This window comes from Crocinitomix catalasitica ATCC 23190 (genome assembly GCF_000621625.1).
In the GTDB taxonomy this organism is placed as follows: domain Bacteria; phylum Bacteroidota; class Bacteroidia; order Flavobacteriales_D; family Crocinitomicaceae; genus Crocinitomix; species Crocinitomix catalasitica.
Genome location: NZ_JHXV01000010.1, coordinates 162,297 through 183,940, shown reverse-complemented (window position 1 = coordinate 183,940; position 21,644 = coordinate 162,297). Strand labels below are relative to the sequence as shown.

20 protein-coding genes are annotated in these 21,644 nt (G+C 32.8%); 4 read left to right on the top strand and 16 right to left on the bottom strand.

The features are described 5' to 3' along the window. The first annotated feature begins 639 nt into the window (after positions 1–639). A complete protein-coding gene (locus tag T367_RS21855; protein WP_035842997.1) occupies positions 640–3,213 on the top strand; it encodes an FtsK/SpoIIIE family DNA translocase in 2,574 nt (857 codons plus the stop codon). A gap of 41 nt (positions 3,214–3,254) precedes the next feature. Beyond that, positions 3,255–3,896, top strand: coding sequence for a LolA family protein (locus T367_RS0108570; protein WP_027419478.1), 642 nt, complete (start codon positions 3,255–3,257; stop codon positions 3,894–3,896). A 77-nt stretch (positions 3,897–3,973) separates the two neighbouring features. On the opposite strand, the gene T367_RS0108565 is transcribed toward T367_RS0108570, so the two are convergent. The 15 genes from T367_RS0108565 to T367_RS0108495 all read right to left on the bottom strand — a co-directional run bounded on the left by T367_RS0108565 (position 3,974) and on the right by T367_RS0108495 (position 17,735). Next, positions 3,974–4,324 (bottom strand): STAS domain-containing protein, encoded by a 351-nt coding sequence (locus tag T367_RS0108565; protein ID WP_027419477.1) that lies wholly within the window; start codon positions 4,322–4,324, stop codon positions 3,974–3,976. A 174-nt stretch (positions 4,325–4,498) separates the two neighbouring features. Then, positions 4,499–5,431: an aspartate carbamoyltransferase catalytic subunit gene (locus T367_RS0108560; protein WP_027419476.1), complete on the bottom strand. Its 933-nt coding sequence runs from the start codon at positions 5,429–5,431 to the stop codon at positions 4,499–4,501. Between the two features lie 38 nt (positions 5,432–5,469). Continuing rightward, a complete protein-coding gene (gene pyrR / locus T367_RS0108555; RefSeq protein WP_027419475.1) occupies positions 5,470–6,009 on the bottom strand; it encodes a bifunctional pyr operon transcriptional regulator/uracil phosphoribosyltransferase PyrR in 540 nt (179 codons plus the stop codon). 331 nt (positions 6,010–6,340) lie between these two features. Next, the gene (locus tag T367_RS0108550) at positions 6,341–6,688 is read right to left on the bottom strand and encodes a translation initiation factor (RefSeq protein WP_027419474.1); all 348 of its coding nucleotides are present in this window, start codon (positions 6,686–6,688) and stop codon (positions 6,341–6,343) included. A 2-nt stretch (positions 6,689–6,690) separates the two neighbouring features. Continuing rightward, complete coding sequence (locus T367_RS23835) at positions 6,691–7,485, bottom strand: glycerophosphodiester phosphodiesterase (protein WP_027419473.1); 795 nt, start codon at positions 7,483–7,485, stop codon at positions 6,691–6,693. Next, positions 7,454–7,972 (bottom strand): hypothetical protein, encoded by a 519-nt coding sequence (locus T367_RS0108540; RefSeq protein WP_027419472.1) that lies wholly within the window; start codon positions 7,970–7,972, stop codon positions 7,454–7,456. The genes T367_RS23835 and T367_RS0108540 overlap by 32 nt, the downstream gene beginning before the upstream one ends. Continuing rightward, complete coding sequence (locus T367_RS21845) at positions 7,972–9,573, bottom strand: DUF389 domain-containing protein (RefSeq protein ID WP_051568456.1); 1,602 nt, start codon at positions 9,571–9,573, stop codon at positions 7,972–7,974. The genes T367_RS0108540 and T367_RS21845 overlap by 1 nt, the downstream gene beginning before the upstream one ends. A 19-nt stretch (positions 9,574–9,592) precedes the next feature. After that, positions 9,593–11,824, bottom strand: coding sequence for a hypothetical protein (locus T367_RS0108530; RefSeq protein ID WP_027419471.1), 2,232 nt, complete (start codon positions 11,822–11,824; stop codon positions 9,593–9,595). 87 nt (positions 11,825–11,911) lie between these two features. Further along, on the bottom strand, positions 11,912–12,538 hold the full coding sequence (locus tag T367_RS0108525) for a hypothetical protein (protein WP_027419470.1): 627 nt from the start codon (positions 12,536–12,538) through the stop codon (positions 11,912–11,914). Then, positions 12,529–12,795, bottom strand: a complete 267-nt coding sequence (locus T367_RS0108520; protein WP_027419469.1) for a hypothetical protein — start codon at positions 12,793–12,795, stop codon at positions 12,529–12,531. The genes T367_RS0108525 and T367_RS0108520 overlap by 10 nt, the downstream gene beginning before the upstream one ends. Continuing rightward, on the bottom strand, positions 12,782–13,810 hold the full coding sequence (locus T367_RS0108515) for a threonine aldolase family protein (protein WP_027419468.1): 1,029 nt from the start codon (positions 13,808–13,810) through the stop codon (positions 12,782–12,784). Before T367_RS0108515 ends, T367_RS0108520 begins: the two co-directional genes overlap by 14 nt. Further along, a complete protein-coding gene (locus T367_RS0108510) occupies positions 13,810–14,451 on the bottom strand; it encodes an O-methyltransferase (protein WP_027419467.1) in 642 nt (213 codons plus the stop codon). The genes T367_RS0108515 and T367_RS0108510 overlap by 1 nt, the downstream gene beginning before the upstream one ends. 245 nt (positions 14,452–14,696) lie before the next feature. After that, positions 14,697–15,047 (bottom strand): heavy-metal-associated domain-containing protein, encoded by a 351-nt coding sequence (locus tag T367_RS0108505; RefSeq protein ID WP_027419466.1) that lies wholly within the window; start codon positions 15,045–15,047, stop codon positions 14,697–14,699. A gap of 7 nt (positions 15,048–15,054) precedes the next feature. Next, entirely contained in the window at positions 15,055–17,271 is a 2,217-nt protein-coding gene (locus tag T367_RS0108500) for a TonB-dependent receptor (protein ID WP_027419465.1), read from the bottom strand. A gap of 50 nt (positions 17,272–17,321) precedes the next feature. Continuing rightward, positions 17,322–17,735, bottom strand: a complete 414-nt coding sequence (locus T367_RS0108495) for an HYC_CC_PP family protein (RefSeq protein ID WP_157454173.1) — start codon at positions 17,733–17,735, stop codon at positions 17,322–17,324. A 322-nt stretch (positions 17,736–18,057) separates the two neighbouring features. Between T367_RS0108495 and T367_RS0108485 the strand changes: the two genes are divergently transcribed. Continuing rightward, positions 18,058–19,908, top strand: a complete 1,851-nt coding sequence (locus T367_RS0108485; RefSeq protein WP_027419463.1) for a SulP family inorganic anion transporter — start codon at positions 18,058–18,060, stop codon at positions 19,906–19,908. Positions 19,909–20,060: 152 nt separating this feature from the next. Beyond that, positions 20,061–20,294, top strand: a complete 234-nt coding sequence (locus T367_RS0108480; protein WP_027419462.1) for a hypothetical protein — start codon at positions 20,061–20,063, stop codon at positions 20,292–20,294. Positions 20,295–20,361: 67 nt separating this feature from the next. On the opposite strand, the gene T367_RS21840 is transcribed toward T367_RS0108480, so the two are convergent. Beyond that, a complete protein-coding gene (locus T367_RS21840) occupies positions 20,362–21,606 on the bottom strand; it encodes an MFS transporter (protein ID WP_169736043.1) in 1,245 nt (414 codons plus the stop codon). Between the last annotated feature and the right edge of the window lie 38 nt (positions 21,607–21,644).

The window sequence follows — 21,644 nt, the reverse complement described above, 5'->3', positions numbered from 1 at the left end:
GCAAAGGTAAAACCTTTTTTTGTTTTGCAAACCTTTTTTAACTTTTTTTTTGATTTAATTTCTTACCTATATATAAGGCGTCAATTTTATCATTATTTCAAGTTAACTCTTAACAAGGTTGTTTTTCATTTAAGAAGCATTCAAAAGCAAAAGCTTTTCATTTTTTCCTTAAAATCAATTACCTTTTTTTAATCTTTTTTCGAAGCCTTTGAAATCTTCTCAAATCGAATAAGTCATCTCTTTTCAAACAGTCGTTTCTGCTTTTGAGAGGCGCAAAGGTAATCCCTTTTTTTACTCTGACGATTTTTATTTGAATTATTTTCAAACTTTTTTTAAACCTGCATTCTTTGCAGTAAAATCATCACTTAATTTGTCAATCTCGAGTGTCGGGCGTTCCCTGTTTCGAGGGCGCAAAGATACATTCTTTATTTTCATTAAACCGCATTAATTCTGTGTTATTTTTAAATTAATTCTTAACTCCTTGTAAATTAGCACAACATCGATAAAATTAATTCACGTCTCATATCCCTTATTGAACTAACATTACTTTGTTGAAAGGATACACCTATATAATGACGAATGATTCTTATTAATGAATAATTTCGTAGAATAATAAAAATTGAGAAGGATTTATTGCATATGGCAAAGGTTTCAAACAAATATAACGCAGATTTAAAAGGTGAAGAAGAGAAATCTAAACCCAAATTTAAAACGAAAACAAAAGCTTCGAAAAAGGCAAAAAAAACAGCACCTACTGCGTCTGATAAAAAGTCTATCAACTTATTACGCCCATTATCAGTGTTATTCGACGTTAAAAACGAAAAATCGAACCGTATAGTTGGAGCATTATTACTGCTAATATCGATGTATCTAATTCTTGCCTTTATTTCTTACATGTTTACTTGGCAGTTTGATCAAAACTTTGTCATTAATAAAGGCTTCTTTGAATTCATCTTTAATACGAATGAAATTGATTTAGGAAATCACCTTGGTAAATTTGGCGCATGGATCTCTCATCGATTCATTTATAATTGGTTTGGTTTATCCTCATTTCTATTTCCTTTTATATTCACCTTATTAGGAATCTTTTTATTATTCAGAGCAGAAATTCTACCATTAAAGAAAACGATTTCAAAAACGGTAATAGGTATCGTTATATTCTCTTTGTGTTTAGGTTTTTTTGATACAGGACTTGGTTTCCCTTATGGAGGTGCTTTCGGTTATCAATTTAATGCTTGGCTTAAAGTAGCTGTGGGTTCGTTTGGCGCATTACTTTTCTTATTAGTATTACTATATATAAGCGTAGTCTTTTTATTCAATCCTAATTTCAAAGCCTTATGGGCCAAATTGAAATTCTTTGAATCGGATGAAGATGAAGAAAAAGTTATTGTTAAAGAGCAGGTAGACATTGTTGCAGTGAACACAATTAAAGACGAACAAATAAAAACTGATGCAGTAAGCGCAACCATAGAGTTTGATGAAAATGAAGAAGGAGATGACGTTAAAGAAGCAGTAAAACCTGAAAGTGAAGAAGCAGATAACGGTTTAAGTCTAGAAATTGAAACTCCTATCGAAGAAGAGCCAATTGGAATAGAAATAAAGACAGAAAATAAGTCTGACGAAGAAGACAAAACTGAATTGGTTGTAGAAACACTCGCTGAAGAAGTACTTTCTGACAAAGATATTAATAGCAAACTAAAGGAATTTGGTGAATACGACCCAAAACTTGACTTGTCGAGTTATAAATTACCTGAACTTGACCTTTTAAATAAATATGGTAGTGGTCAGTTGAATATTGATAAGGCGGAATTAGAGAACAATAAAAATAGAATTGTTGAAGCACTCGGTCATTATAAGATCGAAATCTCTAAAATTAAAGCTACAGTTGGACCGACAGTAACTCTGTATGAAATCGTTCCTGCTCCAGGAGTTAGAATTTCGAAAATTAAAAATCTTGCTGATGATATTGCTTTAAGTCTTGCAGCAAATGGCATTAGAATCATTGCTCCTATTCCAGGTAGAGGTACAATTGGTATTGAGGTACCAAACTCTAAACCTGAAATTGTTTCCATGCGCGCAATGATTTCTGCTGAAAAATTTCAAAATTCAGATATGGAATTGCCTATTGTAATAGGCAAGACTATTGCGAATGAAACATTTGTATTTGATTTAGCAAAGGCTCCTCACCTACTCTGCGCAGGTGCAACAGGTCAAGGTAAATCAGTTGGGTTAAACGCTATACTAGTTTCGATTCTATACAAAAAACATCCTGCCCAGGTTAAATTTGTAATGGTTGATCCTAAAAAAGTTGAATTAACACTCTATAATAAAATAGAAAGACACTTCCTGGCTAAATTACCAGATTCGGACGATCCAATTATAACAGACACAAGTAAAGTGGTGAATACAATGAACTCTTTGTGTATTGAAATGGATAATCGCTATGAATTATTGAAGGATGCGCAAGTAAGAAATATCATTGAATACAATAAGAAGTTTATCTCAAGAAGACTGAATCCAGAATTGGGCCATCGTTTTTTACCTTATATAGTAGTGGTAATTGACGAATTCGCTGATTTAATTATGACAGCAGGTAAAGAAATAGAACATCCTATTGCTAGATTGGCACAATTAGCCCGAGCAATTGGTATTCATTTAATTGTTGCCACTCAGCGTCCATCTGTTAACGTAATTACAGGTATGATTAAGGCCAACTTCCCCGTTCGAATAGCGTTTAAGGTTTCGTCTGGTGTGGATTCTAAAACAATTCTAGATTCAACTGGTGCGGAACAATTAATTGGGCGAGGTGATATGTTGATCTCTTTCGGAAGCGACCTTACACGACTACAGTGTGCATTTGTTGATACGGACGAAGTTGAAAAGATTTGTGAATACATAGGGAATCAACGTGCATATCCAGAAGCATTATTGTTACCCGAATATGTAGGAGAAAATGAAGAAGGAGGATTAGATGTAGACCTAGAGGATCGAGATGACTTATTTGAAGATGCTGCAAGGATACTAGTTACCCATCAACAAGGGTCGGCATCATTATTACAAAGGAAAATGAAAATTGGATACAATAGAGCTGGTCGAATTATAGATCAAATGGAAGTAGCAGGAATAATAGGTCCTTTTAAAGGCAGTAAAGCAAGAGAAGTTTTAGTTAGTGATTTAGGAAGTTTAGAATTATTTTTAGCCGACATAAAATAAGTTTGGCATAATTTTGGATATTTGTATTAAAAATAAATATTATGAAAAAAGTTTTAGGAATAATGTTCAGCTTTTTACTTGTTGGGGCAAGTTTTGGCCAAGCGGATAAAGCAAAAGAAATATTGGATAAGGTTAGTGCAAAAACGAAAGCTTATAAGACTATATCGCTCAGTTTTGATCTCACCATTTCTGGAGCTGACAGTAATCCCATAAAACAACAAGGTAAAGCTTTTTTATCTGGGGATAAATATAAGGTCGAACTAGCGGATCAGGAAATTTACTGTGACGGTACTACTATAACAACTTATTTAAAAGACGATGCTGAATGTTATACTTCGGCAGTATCTGACTCAGAAGATGAAGGTATGGTATCACCAAGTAAGCTATTGACAATTTGGGAAAAAGGATTTACGTTTAAATACATTGAAGAAGAAATTGTAAATGGACGTACGGTTCACCACATTAATTTATTCCCTAAGGATCCTGCAAAAAGTAAATTTCACACAGTTATTCTTAAAATAGACAAAGAGACAAATGAAATTAAGCTTGTTTATATTAAAGGAAAAGACGGAACAAATATGAAGTACATCCTGACTAAGTTCGATGAAAACTTATCTCTCCCTGCTTCAACTTTTGTTTTTGACAGAGCAAAACATCCAGAAGTTGAATGTTACGCAGATTAAAAATTATTAAAGCAAAAAAAAAGGTTGACTATAGTCAACCTTTTTTTTTGCTTTAAACTTTTATAATTGTAGTATAATTACGCACTCACTTGAGGAATATGAGTAACAGCTTCATCAATATCTTTAGCAATATTGAGTACTGTTTGTAATTGAGATATTTCTATTAGCTTTTTAACGTTAGGTTGTAAACCAAATAAAACGAATACACCACCACTATCCTTACACAATCTGTTACCGATTAAAATAGCACTCAAGCCTGATGAATCACAATATTTCGTCCTGCTTATATCTAAAACAATCGTATTTATAGATTTTTTATTCGTCAACAAGAAAAGTGCTTTAAGTTCAGATGCATTATTCGCATCCAGTTTATCAACATTCGATAATATAATTGTGTACTTACCTTTTTCTTGAGATTCAAAATTCATAATAATCCTCTTTACGTTATGTCCGTTAAAAATACGATTTATTCGTTATCTATTGAAATAAACGTCAATAATTGTATTCAACCAAATTTATTAATTTTTTTTATAAAAAAGGTATATGTTTTAAACAAAAGCTTAAAAATGAAAAGTGAAATGATAAATCACTTGAATAAGTAATTATCTACTTATTTGAGCGGCCAATAAATAGATTACAGCCATTCTTATAGCGACACCATTTTCTACTTGTTGCAAAATAATAGATTGATCAGAATCTGCTACATCAGATGAGATTTCTACACCTCTATTTATTGGACCTGGATGCATAACTACGATCTTCTTATCCAAACTATCTAGAATTTCTTTTGTCAAGCCAAATAGCATGCTGTATTCTCTTAATGACGGGAAGAATTGAATATCCTGACGTTCCAACTGAATGCGTAACATATTTGCTACATCACACCAAGCTAAAGCTTTTTTAAGATCGTGCTCTACCAAAACACCTAACTCCTCAATATGTTTTGGAATTAACGTTGTAGGACCGCAAACCATCACTTCTGCTCCTAATTTTTGAAGGCAATAGATATTTGATAATGCTACCCGCGAATGTCTAATATCTCCAACTATAACGACCTTTTTACCTTTAAAATCAGGACCTAATTGCTCACGAATTGAATAAGCATCCAATAGTGCCTGTGTTGGATGTTCATGTGTACCATCACCTGCATTCACAACTTTTGCATCTATTCGCTCAGATAAAAATTTAGCCGCACCTGGATTCGGATGTCTCATGACCACGAGATCAACTTTCATTGCCAAAATATTATTTACCGTATCGATTAGCGTTTCTCCTTTTTTAACAGATGAATTCGCAGCAGAAAAGTTTATTACATCTGCAGACAATCTTTTCTCAGCCAATTCAAACGACAATCTAGTTCTTGTTGAATTTTCAAAAAACAGATTAGCGATTGTAATATCTCTTAGAGAAGGTACTTTTTTTATAGGCCGATTGATAACATCTTTAAAGCTATCAGCGGTTTTAAAAATGAGTTCAATATCATTTTTAGTTAAATCTTTAATTCCAGTAAGATGTTCAACACTCAAATTATTCATAAACTAAACCCGCATTTTTTAATTTCAGTTATATATTACTATGCTTCTTCAAAAAGAACCACTTTATCCTCTCCTTCTACTTCTTGCCACTCAACTGAAACGCGTTGACTTGATAAAGTATCTACTGTTTTACCAGTATAATCAGGCTGAATAGGTAAGTGTCGTTCAAATCTTCGATCAATAAATGTCAATAGTTCTACCCTTTTCGGTCGACCAAAAGCCAATAATGCATCCAAACCAGATCTTATTGTTCTACCTGAGAATAAAACGTCGTCAATTAATACAACATTTTTATTTTCTATGATGAAATCGATATTGGTAACACTTGGAATTATTGGCTGCTCTCTTCTTCTAAAATCATCCCTATAAAATGTAATATCCAACTGGCCACATTTAATGGTTGTATTTAAGTCTTTTTCGAGAATTTTTTTTAATCTGTTCAATACATGAATTCCTCTAGGTTGTAAACCAATGAGAACAGTATTTTCGAAAGACTGATGATTTTCTTTAAGCTGACTAGCTAAACGATTAAGCGTAATTTCGAAGTGTTTACTATTTAGTATAGTCCTCTTGTCCATTTTTCTATTGATTAAGCAAATGTAATATTAATTTATTAGCTTCTGAGAAAAAAATATCAAAATTCCTCAATAAATTAAAGCCAAATATATTCTCAATTTACCCAATAAAAACAACCAATAAATAAATCAAATATACAGTTAAAGTTTTCATCATGATTTACTCCATATAATAACCCTAAATTTACACCAGTGGTCAAGCACTAAATTCATAACTAGTGCGATATGAGTCCCGATTTTGAGCGAAATTTTCTTTTCATAGGGTTTAATTGGTTAGTTGAGTTTCACACCTCACAATGTTCGAAATCGGGTAACTCATATCTCGCAATACCAATCAAAAAGCTCCGCTCTTCTTAACACCATATTTCATTCCTAACAATAAGTCTAAAATCTTCTGGCCTGAATTTCCTTGAATGATAATTTCTCCATCTTTTACTGCTCCACCTACCCCACATTTTTGTTTTAATAATTTCCCGAGATCCTTTAAATCATCATCAGTACCGACGAAACCTGTAACCAGTGTCACTTCTTTCCCTTTTCTTTGTTTGCGATCAACAAGAACTCTCAAATCTTGCTGGTTTGGAGCTAAAGTTTCCATCTCACCGTCATCTTCAGCATCGTAATTAAAGTCTGGATTAGTAGAATACACGATGTTTTTATTTGCTTTATTTTTCTTTGCCATATTTATTGTTTTAGCAAGTGTTTTGTTTTCGGAATATTATCTGATATTAAAAATGCGAATTCAAAATCAAGCGCCTGCTTAATTTCATTTGTTGTTTTAATATTGAATAATCCAATTTGTATATTATTTTCATTTAGCTTTTTTGCCTCTTCTTTTGTCATTTGAGTTAGTTTCAACATCAGAAAATCAAAACTATTACTTTCTACAAAATTAATTCCTTTATTAATATCATCAATTTCTAGTGATTTATTGATCTTCGTATCAGTTAAAGCATTTAACATCTCAATATTCTGTGCATTGACAATTATATTTGATTTCTCTATAGCACTTAATGTTTTCATAGCTTTGTTTAATGCAGCATTAAATAAATCAAAATCTATTAATCTATTTTCACATTGATTATAATGTTTAAGATCTAATATTATTTTATGTCCAGATGAGACTGTACCCGGCAAAACATCCGTTAAAGAAGCGATTTTATAATTTTTATAATAGTCAAACTCTTTAATTTCTGATAACGTGAATGAATTTATGCATCCGGCTCGATTCGTTGTCTCATCAGTAGTTTGATCGTGAAAAAGAACAAGCTCTCCATCAGCAGTCATTTGCACATCGACTTCAACTCCGTCAGCAGCTAAAACTTGCAAAGCGTAATCGATTGAAACCTGCGTATTCGGGGGATATATATATCGTTCTTCCGACAATGCTGTTCCTGCGTGCCCATAAACAGGTCCTATTTTTTTATAATCATTCGACTTACAACTGCTATTGATGAGTAGTGTTAATATTAATAGCATATTGAATACCGAAACTCGCTTCATAATTCACAAAGGTAAATACTTGATTTGAATTAGGAATGATAGTTGGTCGAATGAAATCGTAGCCAATCGCAAATCTCATGATTAGTTGCCAATTCTTATTTATATTAAAATTTGGAACTACTGTGAGTTTATGGTCAAACAGTGTTATATCATGATTTAAAAGTTCACGACTCGTAAAATGGAATAAATAACCGACATCAACATTCAACTTACGTTCCGTATTTAATAAACGATATTGATATCCCAAAACGATTCCTGGTATATTTCTTTCGAATAAATTATCAGGTTCGTAAAGCCTTGCTCCAATTTTTAATTGCTGCTTTTCATGAATTATTGTTCCTATATTCAATTCATAAAGCAAGCCAATTTTATCCTTCCCTACTATAACTTCGGAAAACAAATTCAGTTGAGCATTTACAATTGAATTGACCAAAAGAAGGACAAAGAAAGCTTTTATCCGCATTATTTATCTTTATGTAGACTATAAATCAATACAGTATCTTGTTTCGTTTTTGTTTTTTGTTGTAATTCGTATAACAATCTTTTAGACAAGCGTTTTTTCGTTTTCAATTGCGTGTCAGCAGATATACCTTTCTTAAAATCAATTGAAGCGGAATAAGTCGTATCGATCTGATTATTTTGGTTGATTACAAAATTTCGACTAATAATTATATGGTCAACTTCTTCATATTCTAATTTTAAACCATTCATTAAAAAATCAACTTCTAAAGGATCCTTTTTTAAGTTTGGATCATTTTTAATCGCTTCCAGCTCATCCTTCATCTGCGTCATTTTATCCTCTTTCGATTTTAATAAATCAATTAAATTATCATTTCGACCAGCCTGATTCAATGCTTCACTTATTTTCATATCTGTATAAGCTCTATCACCAGTTTGAATAACTTCAATTTGAGCATATTCAAGATCGTATTGCCCCAATTGTCTTTCCCATCTTTGAACTTCCAACGAATCAACATATTTATTTTGGCAAATTAACTCGATGACAGAATTTTCGAAATCAAATTTAGTATTTGTGATAACCTTCATCCCTGATTGACTTGGCTCAACAACTTTGGTTACGAATTCAATCACATTACCTTCAAAAATACTTTTCTTCGTCATTTTATAGAACAAATAACCGGACGGCGCTAAAACAACAACTAAGAATACTATAATATAAGCTTGAACACGTTTTTCAATACGAATACTCACATATTCTCTTTTTGGAAAACCTACATATCTAACTAAAAGCATTGTTGGCAGGGCAATCATTAGTGAATTAACCAAAAATAAATAAGAAGCACCTAAAAAATAAGTCAATTCTCCATTTGCAATACCAAATCCAGCCGTACATAAAGGCGGCATTAAAGCTGTCGCTATTGCTACACCACTGATAACCGTATCATTTTTTCCGTTAGTAAAGGCAATGACACCGGCCAGACCTCCAAAAAATGCAATCATTGCATCAAGAAAGCTTGGCTCAGTTCGCCCTAACAATTCTGTAGTGGCGATATCAATTGGAGAAACTAAAAAATATAGAACAGAAGTTGCTAAACTGACACCAACCATGACACCAAAGTTTTTCAATGATGCAAACAATAGTGGCAAATCATTCGTACCAACACCGAAACCTAATCCTCGAATAGGTCCCATCAAAGGGGAGATTAACATGGCTCCAATCACTACGGGTATTGAGTTTAAGTTAAGACCAACAGAAGCAACAACAATTGAACATATTAAAATCCAAACATTATATCCAGCAAATACAACCCCTTCACGTGCCTCGTCTATTACTTTTTTATATTTATAGCCTTGGTGTTTTAGCGATAGAATCGACTTTAAAAAATTGAATAGACCTGAAATTAATTCACTGGGCTTAGTATCAAGATGAATTTTTGTTGGATCTTCGTTTTGGTTAACATTTCCTTCAGAATTCGTTTGATTAGACTCATTTTGACCAGCTTCATTTTGATCAGTGTTACCAGATGAATTAGTATTATTGGTTTCATTCTGACCATTTGTATTTTGATCAGCGTCATTCTCATTATCAATATTTTGATTCATATATTATTGCGTTAACAATTTAAGGTTGGAGCAAATCTATTAAAATATTCATTTCATTTTGATTATATTCATTATGAAATGTTTTGATTATGTCATTTTTCTCTCTTTGTGTTAAGTGCCAACTCAAAGAGATTCGCTCGTTCGGATCTTTTCTTAATACAAAAGTAACGGCATCTACCTTTAAACCTGACCTTTTAGTCAGTGCTAAGAGCTCTGCTGCATCATATTCTTGTGCATGCAGATAATTTCCATAAAAATTGCCGACTGGTTTTATAACACGATCAAATAAAGAGTATTCACTTTTATCACCAAGATCATAATCCTTATTAATATCTCGAATCTCTATTAATATTACACCACTTGTATTTTCTTTGATCCAATCTTTAAGTGCGGCAAGATATCGAATTGAAGTTTTGGTTCCATAATTGTCTCTAATACCAGCATCCATAATATATGTTTCAGGTAAAGTAGGCATTGCAACAGCTGGTAATACGTATGGGAAAGTCGAATTCATTCTCAAAACTGAAGTGAATTTAATGCGCAAAGGATTATTATCTTTAAAGAGCTTGATGTATTCAATATTCTCCGGTCCAATTTTACTTTCTGTAAAATTTAATCCATTTAAAAAACTCATAGGTTGAGATGATATAATCAAACGTCTTCCATCATTAATAATAGTTGGAGAAAAAATCATTAAAGGTATTTCACTATTTAATTCGGCCAAATGATAATCACCCAAATCTTTATTCATTACGAACTGTGTATTTACATTCAATTTTTGTTCAAATGCGAACCCGCGATCCTTTAAATAAAACTCATTATCAAATTCTAACTTACGGTACCTTAAAAATAGGTCGTGCGAAACTAGATTGAATGCAACATTATTCAACATATCACTTGATATATTACGCAGGACATTCTCTCTTTGTCTATCCGTCAAATCACCTTCACTAACTTGAGAAATTGCTCGATAATAAGCTGCTCCAACCATTCCTCCAGATGCACCTGTAAGCATATGTGTACTTTGCAGCACTACTCCTTCTGTGTTTTTGTCGAGTTCTTGTAGTACATAATTGGTCCACATTGCAGATCGCAATCCTCCTCCAGAACAATTCACAATAATCAATTTAGGCTTAGTTGCTCCTTGTGCCGCTCTCGCCTTAATTTTCCATTTTTTAAGAATATTCTCGTGATATACAATTTCTTGTTTTAAAACTGCTTCGTCAAATTGTATTGTTTTAAGGCTATCAAGATTATAGATGACCTTGTTTTTATAAGACAATCCATAGGCTTTGCTTTTTGAAGTTAAAATCCCAGTTCCTTTTGAGAAGTAATTAAGGCCAATAAAAGAAATGAAAATTAGAGATAATGCCCAACTTTTAAACCACGAATAAAAAATTGAAACAAACATCAAAATCAAAGTCATTAACAGGAAAAAACTAGCACCTGCGGGTATTACAACAATACGAAATTCCTGCAATAAACTAAGTAATAGGAATGAAATGATGATGATAATCTCGAAAAGTGAGGCGTTTAAATGGTTCTGCCTGAATATATCTCGAATTACCGTTCTGTCATAATGAGAAGCATCTCTTGCTAAGGATATTCTGAACATTGACGAAAAGTAATAAGAAGGTTGATAGGTTACCGTCGCTCTTGTGTTAAACCAATATTTCCTTTTTCCAAATAAGCTATTTACATAAGTATATCGTGTATTTTTTCGATTCTTAATTTTGAAAATATCAACATTCGTTTTGAAAAAGTAGAATACACAGATAAGAATAAAAGCGACTATTCCGGCAGTCAAAGATAACATCTCAACAAAAATCTCACCATTCCCAACTAATTCTTCCCTATGCTGGACATCATAAATATTAGCGAGTAAGAAAAAATAGAATAAGAGAGGCAGAAAAGAGTTGTTAATAGAGAATTTGAAAAAAGCACGAGAAAAAGTAACAATAAAAGGAAAAGCTGGTCCCAAAATAATGTAACTATAGAGATGGTAAGCCATAAAAAAAACGCCAATCGCGAAGCCTAGAACAAAATAAGACAACCAATTTACACTTCCTAAGTATTCTGGTGATAAAAACAAATAAGGCATCCCGAACTTATTTGCTATAGTTTGAGTAACAAGACCAAACAAAATGAACCAAATGAATAAAATAAAATGACTATTCTTTAATTGCAAAAGTACAAGCTGAATTGGGAAAAATTTCGCCAAAACTATTGTAAACCGCTTGAATTTGTCCATTTAATTTTTCTTAATTTTTGTTAGGTTCAAAACTTTACATAAGAATACGCAAAAAGGAAAGGAAAAGTACAATAAAATTTAGCTTAATTACCAAATTAATTTCTTACTGCTACTAACAGTGAAAGTAAGATTAGGATTTTCGATCCAATTTTTTTTAAGATCTCCTCCCAATTTTGTCCATTCCGTTGAAGAGATAGAATTGTTAACCAAAATGACGATTTCTTTTTCGAATACTAAAGTTTGTAATCCTTTCGTTTGCAAATCTTCTATATTTTCATTCATCTTAATCATTTGGCAACCATCGCCAAAACAATCAAACCAATTATAAAGGGCGTTTTTAGTTTTTACAGTATCTTCAAAAGCATAATAAAACAGATCATAACTATTAAAAATACTGTCAGTTGCCTCTACTTTACTTACGAATCTTAATTTTTCCTTTTTCTCGGGGTTAAAACGATCAAGCAACATAAATTCATCTTGAGCAGATATACTATACTCCCCTTTTTGCTCAATCACAAAATTATTGACCTGCTCTACTTGAATTTCAAAAGCCAAAGTATCTTCAATTACTTTTTCAACTATTAAATCCTCAGTACCTGTTCCTCCTGAAAAATCCTCCATTGAGATTGTATTCGATTCCATTTCGTCCGATTGACATGAAACGACAAGTATCCCAAAAACTAATAAGGAGTAAATTTTTATATTTATTTGCATTCTTCTGCAATTTTTACAGCCGATTCAAAATCAATTTTTTCAAATTCATTTGGATCAGGAAATTGTGAAATAATATTTTCTAAAAAACAATTACAATACTTTTTTGTGCCACCCTCTGCCCTACAATCTCCCAAAATAGTGCTTTTTTGATCATGCGACCATTCTCCTGTCGAACAACCGAGTAAAAACACTGCAATAGCTGATGAAACCAACAGTTTGCGAACCCTGTTCAATTCATTTATTTTATTTTTGAACATGTTTTTTGAAGTGATTTATTAAAAACTCTACATCATTATCATCAATATCTAAATGCGTTGTAAATCTGATTCTACCCTTACCGAAAGTAACACATAAAATACCAGATTTTTTCAAATCTTCGACAATTTCATACTCATCAAAATTATCTTTTACTTCAACCACCACAATATTCGTTTCAACTGGCCAAACAACTTTTACCCAATCCAAATCGGTTAAAGCATTTCCGATTTTTTTTGCACGACTATGATCTTCATTCAATCGTTTGATATTATTTTTAAGAGCGAACAGTCCACCAGCAGCGATAATTCCTGCTTGCCTCATTCCTCCACCCAATACTTTTCTAATGCGATGCGCTTTTGCAATAAATTCTTTCGTTCCTAAAAGTAACGATCCTACTGGTGCTCCTAATCCTTTAGACAAGCAAATCGATATGGTATCAAACTGTTTCCCATAGCTCAAGGGATCAATATTATTAATAGTCAAAGCATTAAAAACTCTAGCTCCGTCAAGATGTAGTTTTAAATTTAATTCATCACAAACTAATTTAATTCGCTTTATTTCTTCGAAGTCATAAACACGCCCACCACCTCTATTGGCGGTATCCTCAATACTTACCAACCTTGTTATTGGATAATGTGGATCAAAAGGATTTATTTGTTCAGGGATTTGGTTCGCTTCAATACGACCATTATTACCACGAAGCAATCTTACAGAAGTTTGCGCATTCCTTGCTATTCCACCTCCTTCGTAACGATAAATATGAGATTCTTCATGACAAATTAACTCATCACCAGGCGAACAATGTGTCATGATAGCGATTTGATTCGTCATAGTTCCAGATGCGCAATATAAGGCAGCTTCTTTACCGAACTTTTTCGCAGCATAATTTTGCAATTCGTTGATGGAAGGGTCGTCACCAAAAACATCATCCCCGACTTCAGCTTCCAACATAAATCCCCTCATTTTAATTGAAGGTTTGGTTACAGTATCACTTCTAAAATCTACAATTCTCATTATTTTTTTCTTATCAGTGTAATCCCATCTCTAATTGGCAACATAACATTCTCAACACGTTCATCATCATTCACCATTTTATTAAAATCAACTATCGCTTGTGTACTTTTATCAGCCGCATTAGCTTCCTCAACTACTTTTCCACTCCATAATACATTATCTGCTAGAATAAAACCACCAGGATTTAATTTATCTATCACCAAGTTAAAATAATTGGCATAATTAGGTTTATCTGCATCTAAAAATACCAAATCGATTCCTCCTTCTAAAGTAGGAATTATATCTGTCGCCAAACCAAAATGTAAATCAATTTTTGAAGCATATTCAGAGCTCATCAAGTATTTACTCAAAATAGGTTTTAATTCGTCATTCCTATCAATCGTTACTAATTTCCCTTCTGGATTTAACCCTTCAGCCAAACACATTGCCGAATAACCAGTGTATGTGCCAATCTCTAATATATATTTAGGATTAATCATTTTAGAAATCATACTCAAAAATCGGCCCTGTAGATGCCCTGACAGCATTCGAGGTCGCAAAACTTTAAGATGCGTTTCCCTAGACAAATCATTTAATTCTTTCGATTCTTCACTCGTGTTTACCTCAAGGTATTCCTCTAATTTCTCGTCTAAAAAATCCATATTCTAATTTTGCATAAAGTTAATTGATATTTGCTTAATAACCGATCCTAAAAATACTTGTTTCTTAATTCCATTAAAGATAAACACTAAAGCTTCCAATAAATGTCCTATCAAAGGTAATTTTCAATGAATGAGTCTAAAACTTACCTTCGAATGATGCTTCTCAATTCAATACTATTTGAGAAAATTACACAAAAAAAACGCAACCCGTTAAGGTTGCGTTTAATTGAGTATTGTTCTATGAATTATCTAGCGCAATGACCTTCAGACTGACAACATTTTGGCAAATTACCGAAAGCCTCGTCATTTCTTTTTGTTTCACCTGCATCATATCCTAAATTTGCGATCACGACTTTTATGTCATTTTCCGAAAGGACTTTTGTTTTGTATTTTACAGTAACTATTTTTGTTTCCAGATTTAACTCTGAAAAAATAACCCCTTTTGTATAATTCAACTCTGTTTCAATTCGATCTTTACAATCTCCACAAACAGAACTTGTTAAAATTTCTACTGTTTTAACTTTTGGTTGCTTTTCAACAGAAAACAAACCGCTTACTAATACCAATCCAACTAATAATATTCCTAAATTTTTCATTTTATATTTACTTTTTTTGTTTTAAACTATAATGTAATCCTATATAAACATTCGCACCACTTATAGGTGCCCATATTTGTGTAGCGTCAAAATACGTACCAAAAGGATCATTTGAAGAAATAATCGCATTTTTCTGTATGACATTTAATAAATTCTCACCTCCAATATATACACTAAACTTCTTAAAATTATAAGTGATTTGACTATTTAGAAGCCAATAATCATCAGATATTTCTGCACGTTGGTATATTTCAGGGTTGGTAGCAGTACTCGGTAATCGTTTACGACCCACCCAATTTCCTGTTACATCAACCAACCATTTTTTATTGCGTGATTCATAACCAATATTTAATAATACTCTATACTTCGGTACGAAAGCTTTCTGTTGCAATTCATTATTATAAGTTGCTTGTACATTATAATATTTAAATGCACCTCTCAGTTCAAGTACCTTGTATGGCTTTATCGTTAATTCAGCCTGAACACTATGTGAGAATGAAGTACTATTTGTATTATAGATATGAATTTCGTTCGGATCCACATCCATATCAATGATTAATTGATTTAAGAAATGGGTGTAGAAATAATCAACAGAAAAAGTAGAGACATGGTCATTTGTCAAAAATTTCTGCGTAAAGGTTATTCCTGATGTAACACCATCTTCTGGTGTTAGATTAGGATTAACAATCCATTTTCTATTACTTGCCATTTGGCTCATAAAATCAGCATATGGATTTGGAACTCGGTAACCTCTTCCAACACTTATTCTTAAAGCATTTCTCTTTGAAAAGTTATACTTACCATGGAATCTTGGAGCAAATAAGGGGCCATACAAATTATGATAATCTCCTCTTACACCCAAAACCAAAATTAATTTATCCAATGAGTTATAAGTATACTCAGCAAAAGCGCCTGGTACAATTTCAGTTTTCACAAAGTTCGAGTCATTATAAACTTGATTGTAATTATCGACAGTCATACTCAAGCCAGTTTTAATATTATGATTTGTATTTCGAATTATATCTCCATACATCACATTTAAATAACCTTTTTTCTGTGTACCATCATAACTAGAATTACCAAAAACATTGTTCATATGATGATATTTCCATTGGCTGATTAAACCGATACTGCCAGACGGTCTATTCTTTAAATAGAAACCAGTTTTAGAAAACAATTCCACATGTTCAGTATTCATTTTAGCATTCCACAAACCCGAAGCCACGTCGTTTGGTTGGCTTTTTAATTGACCTCCCATTTTGTCGCCATAAGTGGCTTTCACACCAAATTTAGCCTCCATTTTATCACCTTGATAAGACCATCGATTCATTAATGCAATGATTGAACCAATTGGCATATCTCTGAACCCATCATTATTAACATCTGATTCAAATAATTGATTAGAATAATGGATAAAACTCATAGTCGACCATTTTTTATTCAGCATTTGAGCACCATGAAAATTAACTTCAGCTCGTCCGAATTTGTTCCCATATAAGTTTACATAAAACCGTTCACTTTCAGTTGGCTTTTTTATTTCCAAATTAATCATGCCAGCCATTGATTCATAACCGTTAACAACAGAACCTGTGCCTTTTGTGATTTGAATAGATTCTATCCATGTTCCAGGTGTAAAACTCAAACCGTATGAAGTTGACAACCCTCTCACCAAAGGAATATTTTCCCATTGTAATTGCGTATAAACACCATCCAATCCAAGCATTTGGATTTTCTTTGCTCCAGAAACAGCATCTGTTATATTTACATCTACAGAAGCATTGGTTTCGAAAGACTCTGAAAGATTACAGCAAGCTGCTTTTCTCAATTCATCCTCTCCTATATGCTCAACTCCTGTTGCACTGATAAGATCGATACTTTTCCCTCTGTTTTTCGCAATGACTTCTACTCCATCAAGAATATTACCTTGTTTTAAATCGAAATCTAATTCTTGACTAGCATCTGTCACCCAATAGGTTAATGTTTCGTAGCCTGTGAATGAAATTTTAATTGTATCAGGTAAGTTTTCATTCTTGATCGTAAACTTACCATTCACGTCTGAGACTGCAACATTCGCATCATTGACCCATCTTATTTTCGCTCCTGGTAAGGCACTTTTTTTATCTAATTTATTGGTGGTTATAACTTTACCACGAATAATTTTTGTTGTTTGTGAAATAGCATTTGTACCTATTAGTAACAATACTATTAATAATAATTTTTGCATTTTTATTTGATTATTCGTTTAACAAAATCTTTTACGAAATTGAAACGGTATCAAATGATGAAACTTTGCAATTTGACAGGAATGTCAAATATTAGATTCGGTTCGTAATAATGCTTTATAGCCTTGGTGTGAACCGAACTAAGTTCAACCAAATCAGCAATAAAAACTTCAGTTAAAGTTTGAATTACATGAACAGGATTCGTTGTTATCTTTTCATTTACAATTTCTGTAATCTCAGTACTTGATGAAGTCGAGCAACAATCCGTTTTATTAATTTTCAAATCATTACCAATACTTTTTGGTGAACATTCAGAAATATTCACATTTGGTGCACAACAACACTGAACTGATTCAACAAGTGAAACACCTGTTAATTCGCCGTGACAATAATGGTAATTGATACTCTGACCTATCGATTGATAAGTAAAAATTAAAAGAAAAAATATGGACAAAAATCTTCTCACTGTACAAAGATACAAAACCTACATGAATTTCAAAATATATTCTTCTTCCTTACTATTCTTCTTAAAAATAATCGTATTATTATAAAAGAGTATTGAATCAAGCAAATACAGAAAAGACAATTTACTTATAGTCCATTCGATGAGAAGTTATCGACTTAAAAATATCGATTTTTTGCCTTCATTATTTACTATGAAGGTTGATGTTTTTGTTCAAGTTTTGACTTATCAACCTGAGGATATTTAGCTCAAACATCACATCCAAATCCTAACTTTACTATCGACTAAAATTTAATTTTTTAGTTATTTATTTTACATTAATTCAATGAGAGACTATTTCAATTTCAAACATATTAAAGGAGATTTATTTGGTGGGCTAACAGCCGGTATTGTTGCCCTTCCCCTTGCATTAGCATTTGGTGTTAGTTCGGGCATGGGGCCTGATGCCGGTCTTTATGGGGCTATTTTCATTGCTTTCTTTGCGGCATTATTCGGAGGAACCGACACTCAAATATCTGGACCTACAGCACCAATGACAGCAATTAGCATGGTTGTTGTGGCAGGTTTAATCGCCGCGAATGACGGCGATTTTGAAAGCGCTATTCCAACAATTTTAAGTGTATTTTTATTGGCTGGACTCTTTCAAATTATCATGGGATTTACGGGAGTCGGACAATACATAAAATACATACCCTACCCTGTTGTTTCTGGATTTATGTCTGCCATTGGAATTATGATTTTAATTACACAAATATTACCGGCAATAGGATACTACCCAAAAGAAGATACAGAATTTGTTAATAGTTTTAAACCTCAAGCTGAAGCAGTTCTACTCGAAAAAATTCTTCACGAAGAAGCTGGCAAAGACATCTTAGTTTTGGAAGACTTTCAAGAAACAATTCAACGTGCGGGTGCTATTTCAGATTCGTTAATAATGGTTGAAGCTAAAACCTTGGCAAGTAAAGAAGCTTCGGGAGTAATTGGAGCAATAAAAATGTTTCCAAAAGCTATTCAACAGATTAATTGGTTAGAATTTTGGCTTGCATTGGGTACTATCATTATTATTTATGGTTTTAAACGCATTACCACAGCTATTCCAAGTACTTTAATAGCCCTTATTGTGATGACCAGTATTGCTGTGGGCTTTTCATTAAACTATCAAACCATTTCAGAAATCCCAACAGGACTCCCCATTCCACATTGGGAGGTTTTTAAAGAATTTAGTTGGGCAGGAATTCAGCCATATATATTCACAGCCCTGACACTTTCATTATTAGGTGCTATCGATTCATTATTGACCTCCGTAGTTGCTGACAACGTGACAAAAACTAAACACAATCCTAATAAAGAACTTGTAGGACAAGGAATTGGCAATTCTATCGCTTCAATTTTTGGAGGCATACCAGGTGCAGGAGCTACGATAAGAACAATTGTCAATATAAATGCAGGGGGGAAAACAAGGTTATCAGGAATGATTGCGGGTGTTTTATTATTAATGATCTTACTGACACTGGGGCCAGTCGCATCAAAAATTCCAGCCGCAGTTTTAGCTGGAATATTAGTCACGGTAGGCATAGGTGTGATGGATTACAAAGGATTAAAAGCGATTCCAAAGATGCCAAAATCCGAAGTATTAATCATGATAGTCGTTTTAATCCTAGCATCTGTTTGGGACTTGGTTTATGCCGTCGGTATTGGACTTGTTTTAGCATCCCTAGTATTCATGAAACAAATTGGTGATTTAACTACGCGACATTCTAATATTAGTACGCTTGATCAAGAACCTATTTGGGCAGATGAACAAAACTTTCCAGCTTCATTTAAAGAAAATGTATTCATTAAACATGTCAATGGACCGTTATTCTTTGGTTCTACCAGTGAATTCCAAATACTTGCAAAACAAATTCCTAAAGAAGCGTGTATTGTAATTATTCGCACAAGTAAAATGACATATATAGATCAATCTGGATTATATGCCATGGAGGATGTATTAATAGAACTCTCAAGAAACAATATCCAAATACTATTTGTTGGATTAAACAAATATCCTAAACTGATGTTAGAAAGTATCGATATAATACCTGATTTGGTACCTGAAGAAAATGTATTTGAAAATGTTTCAGACAGTTTAACATGGATTCGAAGCAATTTTCTAATGGAAATAAAAAGCAGTTAATTAACTTTTAATGAAAATTTAACAAGTGAATTTCAATAAAAACAGTTTAGTTTTCATCATTTTTGCCGATTTCTCCACAAACACGAATTAATTATGCTAAAAATCGGCTATTTTTTTGCATATTTACCCTAAATTAGAATAAAGAAGAACGAATGCAGCGTCAAAAAGGAAGACCGGCTACAAAACCGGTAGAGTTAAAAGAAGGATTTTATTTAGAACTAAGAACCAAGGGTTCAAATTCATTAGTTAAAATAAGAAGAGAAAATATGGCAGAAGTCGAGTTGGCTATTGAACAATATGGTCGAAGTAAAACAGTTACATACCTTGGTCAAGTTAAAGGTGGTAAATGGTTAGACGGCAAAAACAAAGGTAAAAAGACAGCTTAGGTCTTTTAAACAAAAAAAATGATCGAATACTTTGTTTGGTTTTAAAAACAAATCCCTTTTCGATTTATTAGTTTTTATTTTTTATTGGCAAATCGACTGAGTTGATATTCAACTTATATAATACAACTGTTGATATTGTACCGATGAGGGAAACTATTGCCAAAAAACTAAATAAATAATGGTAGCCCTCTATTCCTGGATATTGATCTAAATAATATCCAATAATTGGTCCCATAAAGATTTCAGGGGTAAATCCTACGACGGAAATGACTCCGATCATAGCCCCTGTAATCGTCAAAGGAGTTCCTGTTAGTTCAAATAACGAAAAGTATAACGTTCGAACAGCATAAATTCCCAATCCTAAAAAGATCAGCGGTCCGAAAAAATAAATCAGTAATTCCAACTGAACATCGTATGTACTGAAAACAATGCTTGCTATGCAAACGAAAACAAAGCTGATCGAAATTAGTTTAATTGCATTAATTCTTTGCGCGAGAAACCCAAATATTAAGGCTACTAACATTCTTAGATATAAAAAAGAAGTCCCTATTTTAGCTGATGCTAAATCCGAAAAACCTAGAATGTCACGACTAAATTGAGGAATAATATCTGTGATTTTATAACCAATATAGCCAGCTAGAACAATTAACATCATCAGCCAAACTTTCGTTTCCTTTAAAACCAGTAAATAATCTTTTTTGACAGGGTTATGACTGGTAAATTCGTTTGAATTTTCAAATTTTAAAAAGAAAAACACGACGGCACCTATTAAAGCTACAAGCAAAGAAGTCACCAAAATAATTGTTCGCAGTGCATTTACTTTTATCTGAGTTTGGTTTAAATCCAATTCACCTAGTAGGGATGATATAATAAAAACCCCTATTAATCCAAAACTTGCCGCAACAAGTCCCCTACCTGCTTCTAAAAAACCAAATGCCTTTCCTTGATCAGATTTACCTCCCCATAATCGTGTTGCCTTTATCATTGCCGACCAAAAAAAGAAGACTGTAGAGAATCCCCAAAACCCATATAATATTTGCAAACCAATAAAGGAAGGTATTGAACTTAAATAAAAGCCTCCAAAGGCCGTGATAACTAAAGAAAAAGCTATTAAATATCTTGGTTGAATACGATCTGCAAAACTGCCCCCAAATAAATATGCGACTAATGCAACGACACCATAAATAGAATAACAAATACCTAATTCTGTATGATTCAAATTAAAAACATCCAAATAGACTGTTCTAAAGACGCGAATTAATACAAAAGGAAGAACAAAGATGGCTTCTCCAGACAAGATTAAAAGAATCAAAATTAATTGACGATTGTTTTTAGTTTGCTTATTTCCGA